Source organism: Enterobacter sp. 50793107, assembly GCF_001463365.1.
Lineage (GTDB): Bacteria > Pseudomonadota > Gammaproteobacteria > Enterobacterales > Enterobacteriaceae > Enterobacter > Enterobacter cloacae.
In genome coordinates, this window is sequence record NZ_LNII01000158.1 from 127259 (window position 1) to 142562 (window position 15304).

The window sequence follows — 15304 nt, forward strand, 5'->3', positions numbered from 1 at the left end:
TTTCATTTGAAAATTTTACTGTCACTAACATTGTCGCTTTCACGCCACCCTGGTCAGGACACATTATCGACATGATAAAAATTTGTTATGATTTCTTTAATTTTTCTCAGCCGCATCATGCACGACCGGCGGTTTAACAGGGTAATCTGGAATGAATAACAAACGACGTGCCGTTCCCGGCATCAGACCTTACGACGGCCCTGCAGGCGGCTGGGGAGCATTAAAAGCGACGGCAATTGCCGTGCGAACACAGATGGATGCCCTGGATGCTCCCGCCACGCTGTTGCGCACCAACCAGCCTGACGGCTTCGACTGCCCGGGCTGCGCGTGGCCAGACAAAGAGCATAAATCCACATTTCAGTTCTGCGAGAACGGGGCAAAAGCGGTCACCTGGGAAGCCACCAGCAAACGGGTGACCCCTGAGTTCCTCGCTCATAACACCGTTACGTCGTTACTGGCAAAATCTGACTTTGAGCTGGAAGGATACGGGCGCCTGACCCATCCCCTGCGCTATGACCAGGCAAGTGATACCTTCCGCCCCGTTGAGTGGGAGGATGCCTTCGAACGCATCGGCGAGGTTCTGCGTGGGCTTGAACCAGACCAGGTTGAGTTTTATACCTCCGGTCGCGCCTCCAACGAAGCGGCCTGGCTGTTCCAGCTTTTTGCCCGTGAGTACGGAACCAATAATTTTCCCGACTGCTCCAACATGTGTCACGAAGCCACCAGCGTCGGTTTACCGCGCTCTATTGGTATCGGAAAAGGCACCGTCTCGCTGGACGATTTTGACAAGACGGAGCTGGTGATCTCCATCGGGCATAATCCCGGCACCAACCATCCGCGTATGATGGGCACTCTGCATGAACTGGCCCGCCGCGGCGTGCCGATCATCGTCCTGAACCCGCTGCGCGAGCGCGCGCTGGAACGGTTTGCCGCCCCCCAGAGCGTGATTGAGATGGCGACCTACAGCTCTACCGACATCGCCTCTACCTACTTTCAGGTTAAAGCCGGGGGCGATGCCGCCGCGCTAAAAGGCATCGCCAAACACCTGCTGCAAATGGAAGCCGGGCGCGGCAACGTGCTCGACCACGCGTTTATCGCTGAACACACACAGGGCTTTGAAGACTTTGCGGCAGACATTGCGCAAACGAGCTGGGACGCCATTGAGCGCGAGTCCGGGCTGAGCCAGGCGGCGCTGAAACAGGTTGCCGATGCCTACGCGAAATCGAATGCCACCATCATTACCTACGGCATGGGCATTACGCAGCATAATAAAGGGACTTCCAACGTCCGCCTGATCGCCGATGTGCTGCTGCTGCGCGGCAATATAGGAAAGCCCGGTGCGGGGATCTGTCCGCTGCGCGGCCACTCTAACGTTCAGGGAAACCGTACCGTCGGGATAAGCGAGAAACCAACTCCGGCATTTCTGAACCGTCTTAAGGAGGTGTTTGGCTTTGAGCCGCCCTCTCACCATGGCCATGACGCAGTACAGGCAACCCAGGCCATGATTGACGGTCGTGCCAGAGCGCTTATCTGCCTCGGCGGCAACTTCGCGGTGGCGATGCCCGATCACGAAAACGGCTTCCCGGCGATGAGTAAGCTGGATCTGAGCGTGCACGTTGGCACCAAGCTGAACCGTACGCACCTGCTGGTGGGTAAAGAGACCTTCATTCTCCCCTGCCTTGGTCGCACGGAACTGGATATGCAGGCCAGCGGACGTCAGTCCATTACCGTTGAAGATTCCATGTCGATGGTTCATGCCTCCTCAGGCAAGCTGAAACCCGCCTCTCCTCTGCTTCGCGCCGAACCGGCTATTGTGGCCGGCATGGCGAAAGCAACCCTGAAGACAACCCGCGTGGACTGGATGCACCTGGTTGCGGATTACGATCGCATTCGCGATCTGATTGAGCAGACCATTCCGGGCTTTGAGGACTATAACGCGCGGATCCGGGTACCCGGTGGATTCCGTATGCCGCTGCCGCCCACGAAACGTATCTGGCCGACGGCGACGGGCAAAGCGATGTTCTCGGTATTTGAAGGGGTCAATGAAGATGCCAGCGGTGAAGGCGATAACGTCCTGCGTCTGATCACGCTGCGCAGTCACGACCAGTACAACACCACGATTTACGCTCTCGACGACCGCTACCGGGGCGTCTTTGGCCGTCGCGACGTGCTGTTTATGAATGAAGCGGATATGGCGCAGTCAGGACTGGAGCACGGCGACCGGGTGGATATCGAAACCGCCCTGCCAGGCAGCGCTCAGCGTCTGGAGGATATCACTGTGGTGGCGTATGCCATCGCCCCGGGCTCGGTCGGGGCCTACTATCCTGAGGCTAACGTGCTGGTTCCGCTCGACTATCTGGATAAAGAGAGCGGCACGCCGTCGTATAAATCGGTGCCCGTCCGCCTCACCCTGCGCTCGAAAGAGATCCGTTCGCTGTAATCCCGGTTAACACAGACCAGGCCTCACGCGCCACGACGCTAAACCCGCCGATAAACAGCGCATCACACACGCCCCGGTATTCCGGGGCGCTCACCAGCGTGGTTAGCGCATCACGGATGGCATGAAGCGTTTCGGGGGTGGTGCCGGACGCAGTGATCAGCGGCAGTCCTGGCGTGAGGGGCGTCTGGTCAATCACAGTTAGCCCCGCCAGCAGGGTCGGTTCATGCCGCTGCAACAGCGCATACGTCACGCAGTCGATCGCTGCGATATCCCCTCCCCCACGTTTTACTTCGATCAGCGACTGGCGATGGCTGCCGCTAAAGCTAACCTCTGAGAACCAGGCGTTTAACGCACGTGACGGCACGCGGTTGCGCAGCGCATTGTAGCCAGACTGGGAATCGGGCGCGTTACATACCACCCGCCGTCCGCGAAAATCAGCCAGCGTGCGGTGTTTATCCTCATCACGTACCACCAGAAAACTGCAGTAATTTATCCCTTCGCAGCCCGGTACCCGGTAGTGAAAACAGCCGACGACCTGTACCTCCGGCAGTTGTGTCATCAGCGGGTAGCCGCAGGTCTGGCTCAGGATAAGATTAGGCTGCTGCCAGTGTGCCAACAGGTCAGGCTCAGGCCTGCCGGGAATAAGCTCCTCCACCGGGAGACCACGCGCCACCAGCAGACGCTGGACGGCCCGCCACAGGGCAAGAGTATCTGTACTATCCACCGCATACATCGGAAACGCCAGCCGGTTACTCATCTCCTTCCTCCTGTTGACGCCAGGGATGTACGGTGACGTCCACCGACGTTTTCCAGAACCGTCGCATCCATTCGCCATACCCTCTGACCAGAAACCCGTGGTTACGCTCCCGGTACGCCTGCTGGTTTTGCAGATAGATCGTCTTCAGCCCGTACCAGGGCACGCCGGGTAAATCGTGATGTACTGAATGGTAGTTAAGATTTAAAAACAGCACGCGCCAGAACAAGCCTGCTTCGTTAATCACCGAACGCGCCAGCGGGTCGTCCGCCGCGCGATGTTCCAGAAAAGAGCGTACTTTTGTCAGCGCCAGCGCCGGGTAGCTTACCGCCAGTACAAACCAGAGCGGAGAGAAACCGTTGTGCATCATCCAGGTAAAAAGCAGCGCCAATAACGCTATATGCACAAGCCACATCACCATCGCCCGCAGTTGAAGATGGCGAAACGCCGCCACCGCGCTGCCCAGCGTCTGGAGAATATCCAGCAGCGGCGCCAGCAACAGTCGCCCGATAAAGGTGTTTCGGGCGTGGATCACCCGCTTCTGCCAGGACGACAATCGCGCCCAGCTCGCCTGCGTAAAGTAGTATGACTCCGGGTCATCCACCGGAATGGTGAGATGGTCGTGACGATGGTGGGCCAGATGAGAATCCCTGTACAGGCCATACGGATACCAGACCGCCAGCGGCAGCGTGCCAAAGAGCTGGTTCAGCCACACGAAACGCGTGGGATGGCCGTGGATCAATTCATGCTGAAGAGACATATACCAGGCGGTAAACCCAATCAGCAACATCGTGGCAGGCAGCAGACCGAGGATGTGCCAGAATGCCAGCGTCGAGAACCAGCCGCCATAAATGGTGGCGATCAACAGCCACGTGGGCAGTTCGGTTCGCCAGAGAAACCCCGAGGCGAGATGGTGAATTTGGTCGCGTTGCTGCGGATGTAAATAGAGGGAGCTTCGTTTACCCATTCCTTCAGAGCCGTTTCGCCAGAGATAATATGCTGACGATCCGGGATAACGCCTGAAATAACAAAGAACTTAAATCACTTTGCTTTACCAGAAAGGCGCGTAGCGCCCGTTAACCCCCTTGCCCTCCGCTTGACTTATTTTGCAATAAAGGTACTTTTCAGGACATGAAGAAGATCCTGATTATTGTTCCTGACGGCGGCATGTTGTTTGAAGCCGCCGGCATCGCCGACATTCTGATGCAAGCCAACCGCCTGCACCCGGGAGGCCTTGCGCAGCCCTGCTATCGCATCATCATCGCCACGACCCAGCCGCACCAGGTGATCCACGGCCAGTCTGGTCTCAATCTGCTGGCAGATTATCGCCTGCCGGAGCTGGATCCCCGTGAGCCGCTTGATACCATCATCATTACCGGGCGCGGCATGAACGAGCAGGAGAGCACCGCCGTGGTGGACTGGCTGCATCTTGCAGCCCCCCATGCGCGGCGGATCGCCTCCATTTGCGGTGGCGCAATGCTGCTGGCCCAGACCGGTTTGCTTGACGGCCGTCGGGCAACCACCCACTGGCGGCTGCTGGAAACCATGCAAGCGCAGTACCCCACCATCCGTGTTGAGGGAGGACCGCTCTATATTCAGGATGGCCCTGTCTGGACCTCCGGTGGCGTGAGCTCCGGCTTTGATCTGACCCTGGCGCTGGTGGAAGACGATTATGGCTTCAGCCTCGCGCGCGACGTGGCGCAGGATATGGTGATGTATCTGCGCCGCCCGGGAGGACAGCTACAGTTCAGCCGCTATAACCTGTCGCAGTCCGGCTCCTCCGGCCCCATCAGCGAGCTGCAAACCTGGATCCTGCAAAACCTGACGGCCGATCTGTGCGTCGAAAAGCTGGCGGAAAAAGTAGCCATGAGCCCGCGCAACTTCACCCGGGTATTCACCCGCGACACGGGGGCGTCTCCGGCACGCTATGTGACCGAAGCGCGCCTTGCCGCAGCCCGACAGTTGCTTGAACAGACCGACGATCCGCTGTCCGTTATCGCCGAGAAAAGCGGATTTGGCACCAGCATCAACCTGCGTCGCGTATTTGAAAAACAGCTCCACCTCACACCCGGTGAATACCGTCAGCGTTTTCACTGCCGCAAAATGGCGTAATGTGATCCTTTTTTGTCGTTTACGCCATCCGGCCTGAAGCCTACAGTGACTCCAGACAACAGAGATAAGGAGTGCATTATGGTTAAGGTCGGCATTAACGGTTTCGGCCGTATCGGACGTAATTTCCTGCGCGCGGCACTGGGCAATCCGGACCTGCAGATTGTGGCGATTAACGATCTGACGGACAGCAAAACCCTCGCCCATTTGCTTAAGCATGATTCCCTGCTCGGCACGCTACCGGCACCCGTTGAAGCGGCGGACGGCGCGCTGCAGGTTGACGGCCAGCGCATTACCGTCTTTAGCGAACGCGATCCAGCGAATATTCCCTGGCGGGATGCGGGCGTTGACGTGGTGATTGAAGCGACCGGTTTCTTCACCGAGCGCGAAAAAGCGCTGGTGCATATCACCCACGGTGGGGCGAAGCGCGTCATCATCTCCGCGCCGGGTAAAAATGACGATCTGACGGTGGTGATGGGCGTTAATCACGAGCAGTACGATCCGGCTAAGCACGTGGTAATAAGCAACGGGAGTTGCACCACGAACGGCCTGGCCCCGGCTGCTCAGGTCCTGCATCAGCAGTTTGGTATTGAGCATGGCCTGATGAACACTACGCACGCTTATACCAACAGCCAGGCGCTGCACGACCAGCCGGAAAAAGATCTGCGCGGCGCACGTGCAGCAGCCCTGTCGATTGTGCCGTACTCCAGCGGTGCCGCGAAGGCACTGGGGAAAGTCATCCCGTCTCTGGACGGCAAGCTGACCGGCTATTCCCTGCGCGTACCGGTTCCTGTGGTCTCGATTGTGGACTTAACGGTGACGCTGAGCCGTGACGTTACGGCCGAAGAGGTGAACGATGCGTTCCGCAAAGCCGCGGCCAGCGGGCCACTGAAAGGCATTCTGGGATACAGCGATGAACCGCTGGTCTCCAGCGATTATCAGGGCGACCCGCTCTCTTCGATTATTGACGGTCTCTCCACGCTGGTGATTGGTGGTCGGATGGTGAAAATTCTGGCGTGGTATGACAACGAGTGGGGCTTCTCTAACCGCCTGGTGGCTCTGGCGGTGCTGATAGATAAGAAAGGGTTGTAAGGTTTAAGCCGGGTGGCGCTTGCGCTTACCCGGCCTACGGATTATGTCACCATCCTCGCAGAATAAATAATACTTGATAAGATTAATTATATTCATCGTTTCCAAATTCATCACATCAATTATATATAACCACCAATTTATTTAGAAAATAAATTGGTGGTTATTCTTGCTTTCACTTTTTATAAATGCGAGTGTGATCACTGTCCCCAGTCGACAACGTAGCCCATGATAAACTCTGTACACAACAGGGACAGGCTATGTATTACAGTAAATCGATTATCGAAAAAATTGGGTCCGATAAAGAACTTGCATTAAGGCTTGATCGTGCCGTAGCTGGGGTGAAAGATGGAGCCCTAGAATATCTACATAATCTTGGCGATGCGACAACGCGTTTACTCTATTATACGTCTTGCTTCACTGAAAATTATTTTGATGTATGCAAAAATTTGGCTTCCGAAGATAAAAGGTTCATGCTTGGCATTGCAGAGCTAGTTAAACACAGGGATTTAATATTTCGCATGGTTAAGTTATACATTGAAACAATACTTAAAAACAGAAGCGAAAATGAAAAGAAGACCATACTCGAAAAAGTCATACCCTTCACAACACACTATTCAGTTAAACAAGCATCCAAATTGAGTTTAATTTATGCTGTCGCAAAATATATATGCTATAGCAATCAAATGAATGCTGCAATACAGAGCGCATTGATGAAAAAAGTTGCTGGAAGAACGGGAGGTGCATTTTTAGTGCTTAACGCTTACGCATTGGTCCAACGAGCGGCAGACAGCGCCAATAATCTCAAAAAATTCTTTCCATTATTTTATCATGCATTATATATGGAGAAACTTGAAATGATGTACTTCCTCATCGAACCAGTAATAATGAAAGCTGGTTACCTGAATATTTACACAGCATCAGATCATGATATTACCAATGCTTTTATAAAAATGGCTCAATAATGAGGAGGGCCATAAAGACGATTTTTAAACTTCTTCTGGAAGACTTGAAGAATGATTTAAAAGCATATACCGCGATTTTTGTTGTTGTGATTCTATCAATGATACCAGCAACCTTAATTGAAGACGATCAAACAGCAATGCTTATTGTTGGGGCTATAGTAGTAATCGTTTTTTATATAGCCTATTTCTACGAACCTAAAGGATGAATAAATGTCTACACCAGCATATATATGGTTTACAGATGAGAATAAAGCCCCTGTTACAGGTGAATGTTTAATGCCCACAAGGTTGGGCTCTATCGAACTAAAATCATTTAACCACTCGGTCTGGATACCGACCTGTTCCAACACGGGTAAATTAACAGGAACACGACTTCATGTCCCCATCACCTTTGAAAAAGAAATCGATCGCATCACACCCTATCTCTTTCGTGCCGTCTGTACAGGTAAAACCTTCAAAACGGCACTAATCAAAATGTATAAAATTAATGACGCCGGTATCGAGCGTGAATACTTCAACATCATTCTGGAAAACGTCAAGGTAACAAGGATATCGCCAGTCTTGCATCCGCTAGGGATTGCAAGTGCCCACCTTGAAGAAGTTGAAATACGTTATGAATCAATTGAATGGAAATATTGTGACGGGAACATCATGTTCAAAGACACCTGGAATGAGAGAGCGACTGCGTAGAATAATGGACATCTATAAATTCCCTCTCCCACAGGAGAGGGAAAACAATCACTCCGCCTTAACCTTCACGCCCATCAACACAATCACCATCGCCGTTACCAGCAGGAAACCGCTTCCGGCAAAGACGCCGCTGGCGCCGTTGAGGTCAAATACCGCCCCGCCCACGGCCGCACCGGCGCTGATTGCCAGCTGGATAGAGGCCACCAGCAAACCACCTGCGCTTTCGGCTTCATCTGGCACCGTCGTGGCAAGCCAGGTTGACCAGCCCACCGGAACCAGACCAAACGCAAAGCCCCACATCGCCACCAGTAATCCATCCAGTATCGCCAGATGACCAAACGCCACCATGGTGAGTGCCAGCACGCCCATGGCGAACGGTACCAGCGCCAGCGTCAGGCGCAGATTACGCGCCAGCAGATGTCCGGCTACGGAGGTACCGATAAAGTTGGCTATCCCAAAGCCCAGCAGGATCAGCGAGATGCTCTCCACGCTTGCCTGCCCCACCGTTTCAAGGAACGGACGCAGATAGGTAAAGAAGGCAAAATGGCCGCTGAAGATCAGAATGGTCGCCAGCATTCCACCGATCATTCCCGGACGACGCAGCACGCGGAACAGTGTGCCCAGGCTGCCGCTGCTCTCCGGCTTCATTGACGGCAGTACCCAGAGCTGCCACAGCAACGCCAGCATGCTCGGCAGAATGCAGAGGATAAAGACGTTACGCCAGCCAATCAGGCTGCCAAGATAGCTGCCCAGCGGGGCCGCGACCACCGTGGCGATCGACACGCTGGAGAAGATCACCGCCAGCGCTTTCGGCACTTTATCGGCGGGCACCAGACGCATCGCCGTGGCGGTCGACATCGCCCAGAATCCCCCGATGGCAATCCCTAACAGCAGGCGTCCCATCAGCAGTACGTGCAGCGTGGGTGCAAAAGCCACCAGCAGGCTGGAGACGATTTGCAGCACCGAGAAAAACATCAGTACCCAGCGACGGTCGATACTTTTGGTCGCCGGGGTGATCAGCAATCCGGTGACCAGCGCGACCAGCGCGGTGGCGGTCACCGCCTGCCCAGCCATCCCCTCCGTTACGCCCAGGCTTGCGGCCATGGGCGTTAACAAACTGGCGGGCAGGAACTCCGCCGTGATCAAACCAAACACCCCCAGCCCCAGTGAATAGACGGCCCGCCAGGCGGGTTTTGCAGGCACAACAGCCTCTCTCGCCGCGACACATGAACTCATCTGTTGATCTCCCGTTATGAAAATGTGACAACTGTCGCAAAAGGATAGAGTGTTCACCCTGGACGATCTATGACATATAATCTCCACTTATTGATTATTCGTCCGGAGTTTTGCCATGACCGCTCAGTCCCCCGATCTGATCAGCGAGCTGTTGCGCGGAATGCGCCTGTCGGGCGTGAAATACCGCCGCATTGAAGCCAGCGCGCCTTTCGGCGTGGCGTTCCACCAGGCACCGGGCAAAGCACAGTTTCATTTTGTCAGCCTCGGCAGCGCCCTGCTGCGTATGGAGAGTGGCGCAACGTTCACCTTAAGCGGCGGCGATGCCCTTTTTATTCCGAACGGTAATGCGCACGCCCTGCTGTCTGACGAGAAGGCAACCATCACGCCGGTTAGCGCGTTTCCCAGCGAGCCTATCTGCGGCTCGGTCTGCGCCATCACCTGCGAACCCTGCCCGGACAGCGAGAACACCGTGATTTTCAGCGGATGCATGGACTTTGAACTGGGCGGAATGCAGCCGCTAATTAAAGCGATGCCGGAGGTGATGATGGTGAGCCGGTTGATGTCCACCTGGCCGGAGATCCACCCGCTGCTGGCGGCGATGGAACGCGAATCCATGACGCGTCAGGCCGGATTCGCGGGGATCCTCGCGCGGCTGGCGGACGTGGTGGCGGCGCTAATCGTGCGGGGCTGGGTTGAAGGAGGCTGCGGAAAAGCCACCGGCTGGGTGCAGGTACTGCGTGACCCGCGTCTGAGCCGGGCCATTTACGCCATGCACCAGCAGCCAGGTCTGAACTGGAGCGTGGCGGATCTGGCAAAAGAGGCTGGCACCTCCCGCTCGGTGTTTGCGGAACGTTTTCTCGCCGCGACGGGCACCACCCCGGCGAAATACCTCAGCGAATTGAGGATGCGCCTGGCCATTCAGTACATTCGCCATGAAAATCAGCCTATTGAAACGGTCGCGCTGCGACTGGGGTACGGATCCCTTGCGGCGTTTAGCCGGGCGTTCAAGCGAATTATCGGCCATGCGCCGGGCACGCTGCGGGAGACCAGCCAGACCCCGGAAGAGGCCTGACTGGCGCAGGACATCAGAAGTAGTATTTGAAGCGCACGCGCCCGCCATAGCGATCGTCGTTACGGTCATCGCCGTCATTCGGATGTGCTTCAACCCACGAAGCATACGCGCCAAGATAGATATTGAAATTCTTCATCTTCATGACGTTCGGGATCAGGTACGACGCATGAATGGTGTGAATATCATAATCACCGGGATCGGTCACCCAGCAGTCGCCATCACAGTCCGCATTAAAGTTGGCGGTGTTGAAATTATCGATCTGGTTATGCGCGTAGATATAGCCCAGCTCAACATTGCGCCATAAGGCATTCACGCCCGCGGTGAAATCCGTCTCGTCGGTAGCATCCATGTAGGCGGTATTCAGGTTCGCCACGATACCGTTATCCGGATCGGTTTTTTGCCCGTTCCAGGTCATGGTAAAGCCATAGCCGGTGCGGTCAGACTGGTCGACCCATCTTCCGGACGCATCGTGGTAGCCGTAGGCATTGTTGACGAGGTTGCTCTCCATCGCGATGGCGGTCGAGAAGTTTCCTTCCTGCCAGGCAATCACCGGACGGACGTAGGCGACGTTTTTATCGTTATCCAGGTCCATGCCATGATACTGCTGGTCAACAAACAGCGAGCTGCCGTCTTCCAGCAGCGTGTTAACCTCGAGATACCAGTTGCCCAGGGTTTTACTCAGCAGGAAGTTACCGCCGCTGTCGCTACGCCCCCGCCCCTCTTTCATCATATAGATATAGCCGTAACCATCGCCGTAGAGATCGTTAGCGGTGTTGCCGGAATATTCAACGAAGGTATCCTGGTTTAGCGGGAACATGTCATAGGCTTCAAAGCGGCCAACTTTTACCTTCCAGTCGTTTTCCGTGCCAAAGAAGAAGACCGCGTCATCCAGGTTCATTTTGCCCGTTAAGTCCGCCAGCGGCTGTACGGAGAAACCGGCAAAATTGCCATTTTCCATTCGCTTATAGCCGTCAAACCCCAGCAGCAAACGCCCGTTAATATCCCAGCGTTCATGGTTACCGGGTGCCCAGTCTTTATTGGCTGTCGTTTTCATGGACGTTAAACTGCCGGTCTTGCTGGCCGCATCCATATTAAATTCAACGTCACCATAAAATTTAATATCACCGTAGCCGGATAACGTAAGCTTAGGTGCCGTTTGCACTGTCGCAGGCTCTGTGGATTCAACCACCACAGGATTTGCAGCTACCACGGGATGCTGCTGTTGCTCAAGAACCTGAATTTGTGCTTCTGCCTTTGCTGCCCTTGTTTCGGCCTTTTCGAGGCGCGCCTCCAGTTGCGCCAGTTTATCTTCCAGACGTTGGGTATCATTTGCTGCCATTGCTGCGGTAGAACAAAACGCACTGACGAGCAGTGCAAGGTATTTCACTTTCATCGACTCCATCCTCGTGAGTTAATCATTATTTCCTGACGGACACAGAGAACCTCACCGATAATTCAAATGAATTATCGGCTTACTGCTTCAACTATTAAGAGTTAGCGAATTCGCCTTTGTTTAAATCACTCACCACGCCATTCATGACCTTTTCAGTTAATTTATAAAATTTGATCGAGAATGCGGTGAGTAAATAAAAGAGTGATGGGATTAACGTGAACAATAAAATAACACCCTGAATGGCGGATTCTGACTGTACTGGACTGTTCGACTGGTAATTAAACCAGGCCAGCACCCAACCCAGAATGGCACCACCGACGGCGACACCCAACTTAATCACGAAAATATTGGCCGCAACATTCATACCTGTAATACGACGTTGGGTTTTCCATTCACCGTAATTATTTGCATCAGTGATCATTGACCACTGCAACGCGCCGTTACCGCCCTGGACAATCTGAATGAACACATGGGCAATCAGTGGAATGACCCAGAACTCCAGCGGCAGCCAGAAGCAGGCCACACCTAACGCAGCGTTGAGAATATTGATCCAGAACGAGAGTTTAACCTTGCAAAAACGGGTCCCGAACGGCTGCGCCAGAACCGAACCAAACATCGAGGCCAGCATCCCGCCCAGCATAAAGAACGAGATGACGTCAGCCCCCTTGTTGAGAACAGTGTTCACGTAATAGACCACTGCACCACCGCGGATCACCACCGCCACCAGCATCATAAAGTTGTAGATCGAGAGAATGCGCCACTGATCGTTACGAAAGAGGATTTTAACGTCCCGGGCGATGTTCAGATTCTCCTCTTTGATCGGCTGGACACGCTCTTTGGTGGTAACAAAACAAATGATAAACATCACGCAGCCGATTGCGCCAAAAAGCGCCATCGCCACCTGAATGCCGGTCGCCCTGTCGCCGGGGTAGAGATAGTCCGCCAGGGGCAGAATCAGCGCGGTGCCGAGCGCCCCGCCAATTGGCGTAATGGCAAAGCGCCAGGACTGCAACGAGAGGTTTTCACGCGGATCGGACGTCAGCGCCGCTCCCAGAGAACAATACGGGATATTTATGGCGGTATACATCAGGGTCATAAATATATACGCGCCAACGGCATAATAAATTTTCCCGGTTTCAGTAAAATCAGGTATGGAATATACCAGCACGCAACTCACCGCAAAAGGAACGCATATCGCCAGCAGCCAGGGCCGAAAACGTCCCCAGCGAGTGGATGTTGCATCGGCAATCGCTCCCATAACGGGGTCGGTAATGGCATCTAATAAGCGGACCAAAAGAAACATGGTTCCCATTACGGCCGGGGGTAAGCCATAAATATCCGTGTAGTAATACGCCAGAATGGCGACCGAGGAGTCAAAAACAATATGACTCGCGGCATCTCCAAGGCTGTAGCCTATTTTTTCCCGGACCGGAATTTTTTCACTCACTGACATCACGTTACTCCTTATTGATGAAACCGGTTTCTGCTTTGGCAATAATTTCGCCTGAGCGCAACGAGGCGATCCATTATGTTTTTTCACCATGAAGTTATGTTTTTTGCTTTATGTGATCGGGATAATTAAAAGAAAGCCTTTATCCGGAAAATTATGCGTAACGGATCGCAATTTATTTTCTCGCCTACAGCCATTCACAATATCAATATTTCAGCCGCGCCACCGGGGCATTAAACGCAACGGTAAATTGTCTGGATTTGTGCAAAGTGCGATGTTCGACACGCGAAGCGCGGAATATTCGACTAAGGTTTTCTGGTGAATGATTACAGCGTGACCGCTGCTCAGCGAAATAAGGAGAAGCACCGATGATAACACCTCAAAAGCTGCGCCCTCGCCTCTTACCTCTGGTTCTGGGCAGTGCGCTGCTCGCGGTTGCCGCGACAGGCAACGCGGAAGAGATGAACTCTGGCCAGACAAATTCACCGGATATCTTGCTCGGCCCTCTTTTCAACGATGTCCAGAGCGCCAAACTCTTCCCCGATCAAAAAACCTTTGCCGATGCCGTACCAAAAAGCGATCCCCTGACGATCCTGGCCGACTACCGCATGCAGCGTCGTCAGTCCGGGTTTGATTTACGCCATTTTGTTGATATGAACTTCACGCTTCCCGCGGAAGGGGAAAAATATGTTCCTCCTGCGGGGCAGAGCCTGCGTGAGCATATTGACGGGCTGTGGCCTGTGCTAACGCGTACCACTGATAAAGCCAGTAACAAATGGGATTCACTCCTGCCCTTACCGAAATCCTACGTCGTGCCGGGCGGGCGTTTCCGCGAGGTCTACTACTGGGACAGCTATTTCACCATGTTAGGGCTGGCGGAAAGCGGCCACTGGGACAAAATCAGCGATATGGTGGACAACTTTGCCTACGAGCTGGATACATGGGGGCACATTCCGAACGGCAACCGCAGTTACTATCTGAGCCGCTCCCAGCCGCCATTTTTCTCGCTGATGGTGGAACTGCTGGCCACGCACGACAGCGAGGCGCTGAAGAAATACCGTCCGCAGATGGAAAAGGAGTACGCCTACTGGATGGAGGGCGCAGATGCGCTGCAGGCCGGAGAGGCCAACAAACGCGTGGTGAAGCTGGAGGATGGCTCGCTGCTTAACCGCTACTGGGATGACCGCGACACGCCGCGTCCGGAGTCGTGGCTTGACGATATCACCACCGCCAAAAGCAACCCTAACCGCCCGGCAACCGAAATCTACCGCGATTTGCGCTCTGCGGCGGCCTCAGGCTGGGACTTCAGCTCCCGCTGGATGGACGATCCGCAAAAGCTGGGCACCATCCGCACCACCAGTATTGTGCCGGTGGATCTGAACGCCCTGATGTTCAAGATGGAAAAACTGCTCGCCCGGGCAAGCCAGGAGAGCGGCGATGCCGCCAGCGCGAGCAAATATGAAGCCCTGGCCACGGCGCGCCAGAAGGCGATGGAGAAGTATCTGTGGAACGATAAAGAGGGATGGTATGCGGATTACGACCTGAAGAGTAAGAAGGTGCGTAATCAGCTCACGGCTGCAGCGCTCTTCCCGCTGTATGTGAAGGCCGCGGCACAGGATCGCGCGGATAAAGTGGCTGCAGCGACGTCCTCACGTCTGCTGAAACCGGGCGGCATCACCACCACCACCGTGAACAGCGGCCAGCAGTGGGATGCCCCCAATGGCTGGGCGCCACTGCAGTGGGTAGCCACGGAAGGGTTGCAGAATTATGGACAGGACAAGGTCGCGATGGATGTCACCTGGCGCTTCCTGAAAAATGTTCAGCATACCTACGATCGCGAGCAGAAACTGGTGGAGAAATATGATGTCTCCTCCACCGGTACGGGCGGTGGCGGCGGTGAGTATCCGCTACAGGATGGATTCGGCTGGAGCAACGGCGTGACGCTGAAGATGCTGGATCTGGTCTGTCCGAAAGAGAAACCATGTGACAGCGTGCCGCAGAATCAGCCTGTGGCGAATGATGAGGCTGCGCCGGTGAAAAGTACGGCGCAGTAAGTGAACAATGCCGGGGGGCGCTAACGCCTACCCGGCCTGCATTCCCTTCGGG

General features: G+C 54.6%; 12 protein-coding genes. 7 read left to right on the plus strand and 5 right to left on the minus strand.

From position 1 onward, the window contains the following. The first annotated feature begins 151 nt into the window (after positions 1-151). A complete protein-coding gene (locus APU11_RS20540; protein WP_058650783.1) occupies positions 152-2440 on the plus strand; it encodes an FdhF/YdeP family oxidoreductase in 2289 nt (762 codons plus the stop codon). Here the strand turns inward: APU11_RS20540 and APU11_RS20545 are convergent. Both APU11_RS20545 and APU11_RS20550 read right to left on the minus strand, forming a co-directional pair. Beyond that, positions 2406-3197 carry a PhnD/SsuA/transferrin family substrate-binding protein gene (locus APU11_RS20545; RefSeq protein WP_058650784.1) on the minus strand — a complete coding sequence of 264 codons (792 nt, stop codon included), beginning with the start codon at positions 3195-3197 and terminating at the stop codon, positions 2406-2408. The genes APU11_RS20540 and APU11_RS20545 overlap by 35 nt on opposite strands. Continuing rightward, entirely contained in the window at positions 3190-4161 is a 972-nt protein-coding gene (locus APU11_RS20550; protein ID WP_058650785.1) for a fatty acid desaturase, read from the minus strand. The genes APU11_RS20545 and APU11_RS20550 overlap by 8 nt, the downstream gene beginning before the upstream one ends. A gap of 164 nt (positions 4162-4325) precedes the next feature. Here APU11_RS20550 and APU11_RS20555 point away from each other — a divergent pair, with 164 nt between their 5' ends. The 4 genes from APU11_RS20555 (at position 4326) to tssD (ending at position 8047) form a co-directional block, all read left to right on the plus strand. Next, on the plus strand, positions 4326-5306 hold the full coding sequence (locus APU11_RS20555) for a helix-turn-helix domain-containing protein (protein ID WP_020690861.1): 981 nt from the start codon (positions 4326-4328) through the stop codon (positions 5304-5306). 78 nt (positions 5307-5384) lie between these two features. After that, the gene (gene gap / locus APU11_RS20560; RefSeq protein WP_058650786.1) at positions 5385-6395 is read left to right on the plus strand and encodes a type I glyceraldehyde-3-phosphate dehydrogenase; all 1011 of its coding nucleotides are present in this window, start codon (positions 5385-5387) and stop codon (positions 6393-6395) included. Between the two features lie 257 nt (positions 6396-6652). Further along, positions 6653-7357, plus strand: coding sequence for a hypothetical protein (locus APU11_RS20565; RefSeq protein ID WP_058650787.1), 705 nt, complete (start codon positions 6653-6655; stop codon positions 7355-7357). 210 nt (positions 7358-7567) lie between these two features. Next, on the plus strand, positions 7568-8047 hold the full coding sequence (gene tssD, locus APU11_RS20575) for a type VI secretion system tube protein TssD (protein ID WP_058650788.1): 480 nt from the start codon (positions 7568-7570) through the stop codon (positions 8045-8047). A 48-nt stretch (positions 8048-8095) separates the two neighbouring features. On the opposite strand, the gene APU11_RS20580 is transcribed toward tssD, so the two are convergent. Then, positions 8096-9283, minus strand: a complete 1188-nt coding sequence (locus tag APU11_RS20580) for an MFS transporter (RefSeq protein ID WP_013096167.1) — start codon at positions 9281-9283, stop codon at positions 8096-8098. Positions 9284-9398: 115 nt separating this feature from the next. Here APU11_RS20580 and APU11_RS20585 point away from each other — a divergent pair, with 115 nt between their 5' ends. Next, positions 9399-10355 (plus strand): AraC family transcriptional regulator, encoded by a 957-nt coding sequence (locus APU11_RS20585; RefSeq protein ID WP_058650789.1) that lies wholly within the window; start codon positions 9399-9401, stop codon positions 10353-10355. A 13-nt stretch (positions 10356-10368) separates the two neighbouring features. On the opposite strand, the gene APU11_RS20590 is transcribed toward APU11_RS20585, so the two are convergent. Continuing rightward, positions 10369-11748, minus strand: a complete 1380-nt coding sequence (locus tag APU11_RS20590) for a carbohydrate porin (RefSeq protein ID WP_058650790.1) — start codon at positions 11746-11748, stop codon at positions 10369-10371. A gap of 94 nt (positions 11749-11842) precedes the next feature. Beyond that, a complete protein-coding gene (locus tag APU11_RS20595) occupies positions 11843-13201 on the minus strand; it encodes a glycoside-pentoside-hexuronide (GPH):cation symporter (RefSeq protein WP_058650791.1) in 1359 nt (452 codons plus the stop codon). Between the two features lie 365 nt (positions 13202-13566). On the opposite strand from APU11_RS20595, the gene APU11_RS20600 reads away from it, so the two are divergent. Further along, complete coding sequence (locus APU11_RS20600) at positions 13567-15252, plus strand: alpha,alpha-trehalase (RefSeq protein WP_058650792.1); 1686 nt, start codon at positions 13567-13569, stop codon at positions 15250-15252. The last annotated feature ends 52 nt before the right edge of the window (positions 15253-15304 follow it).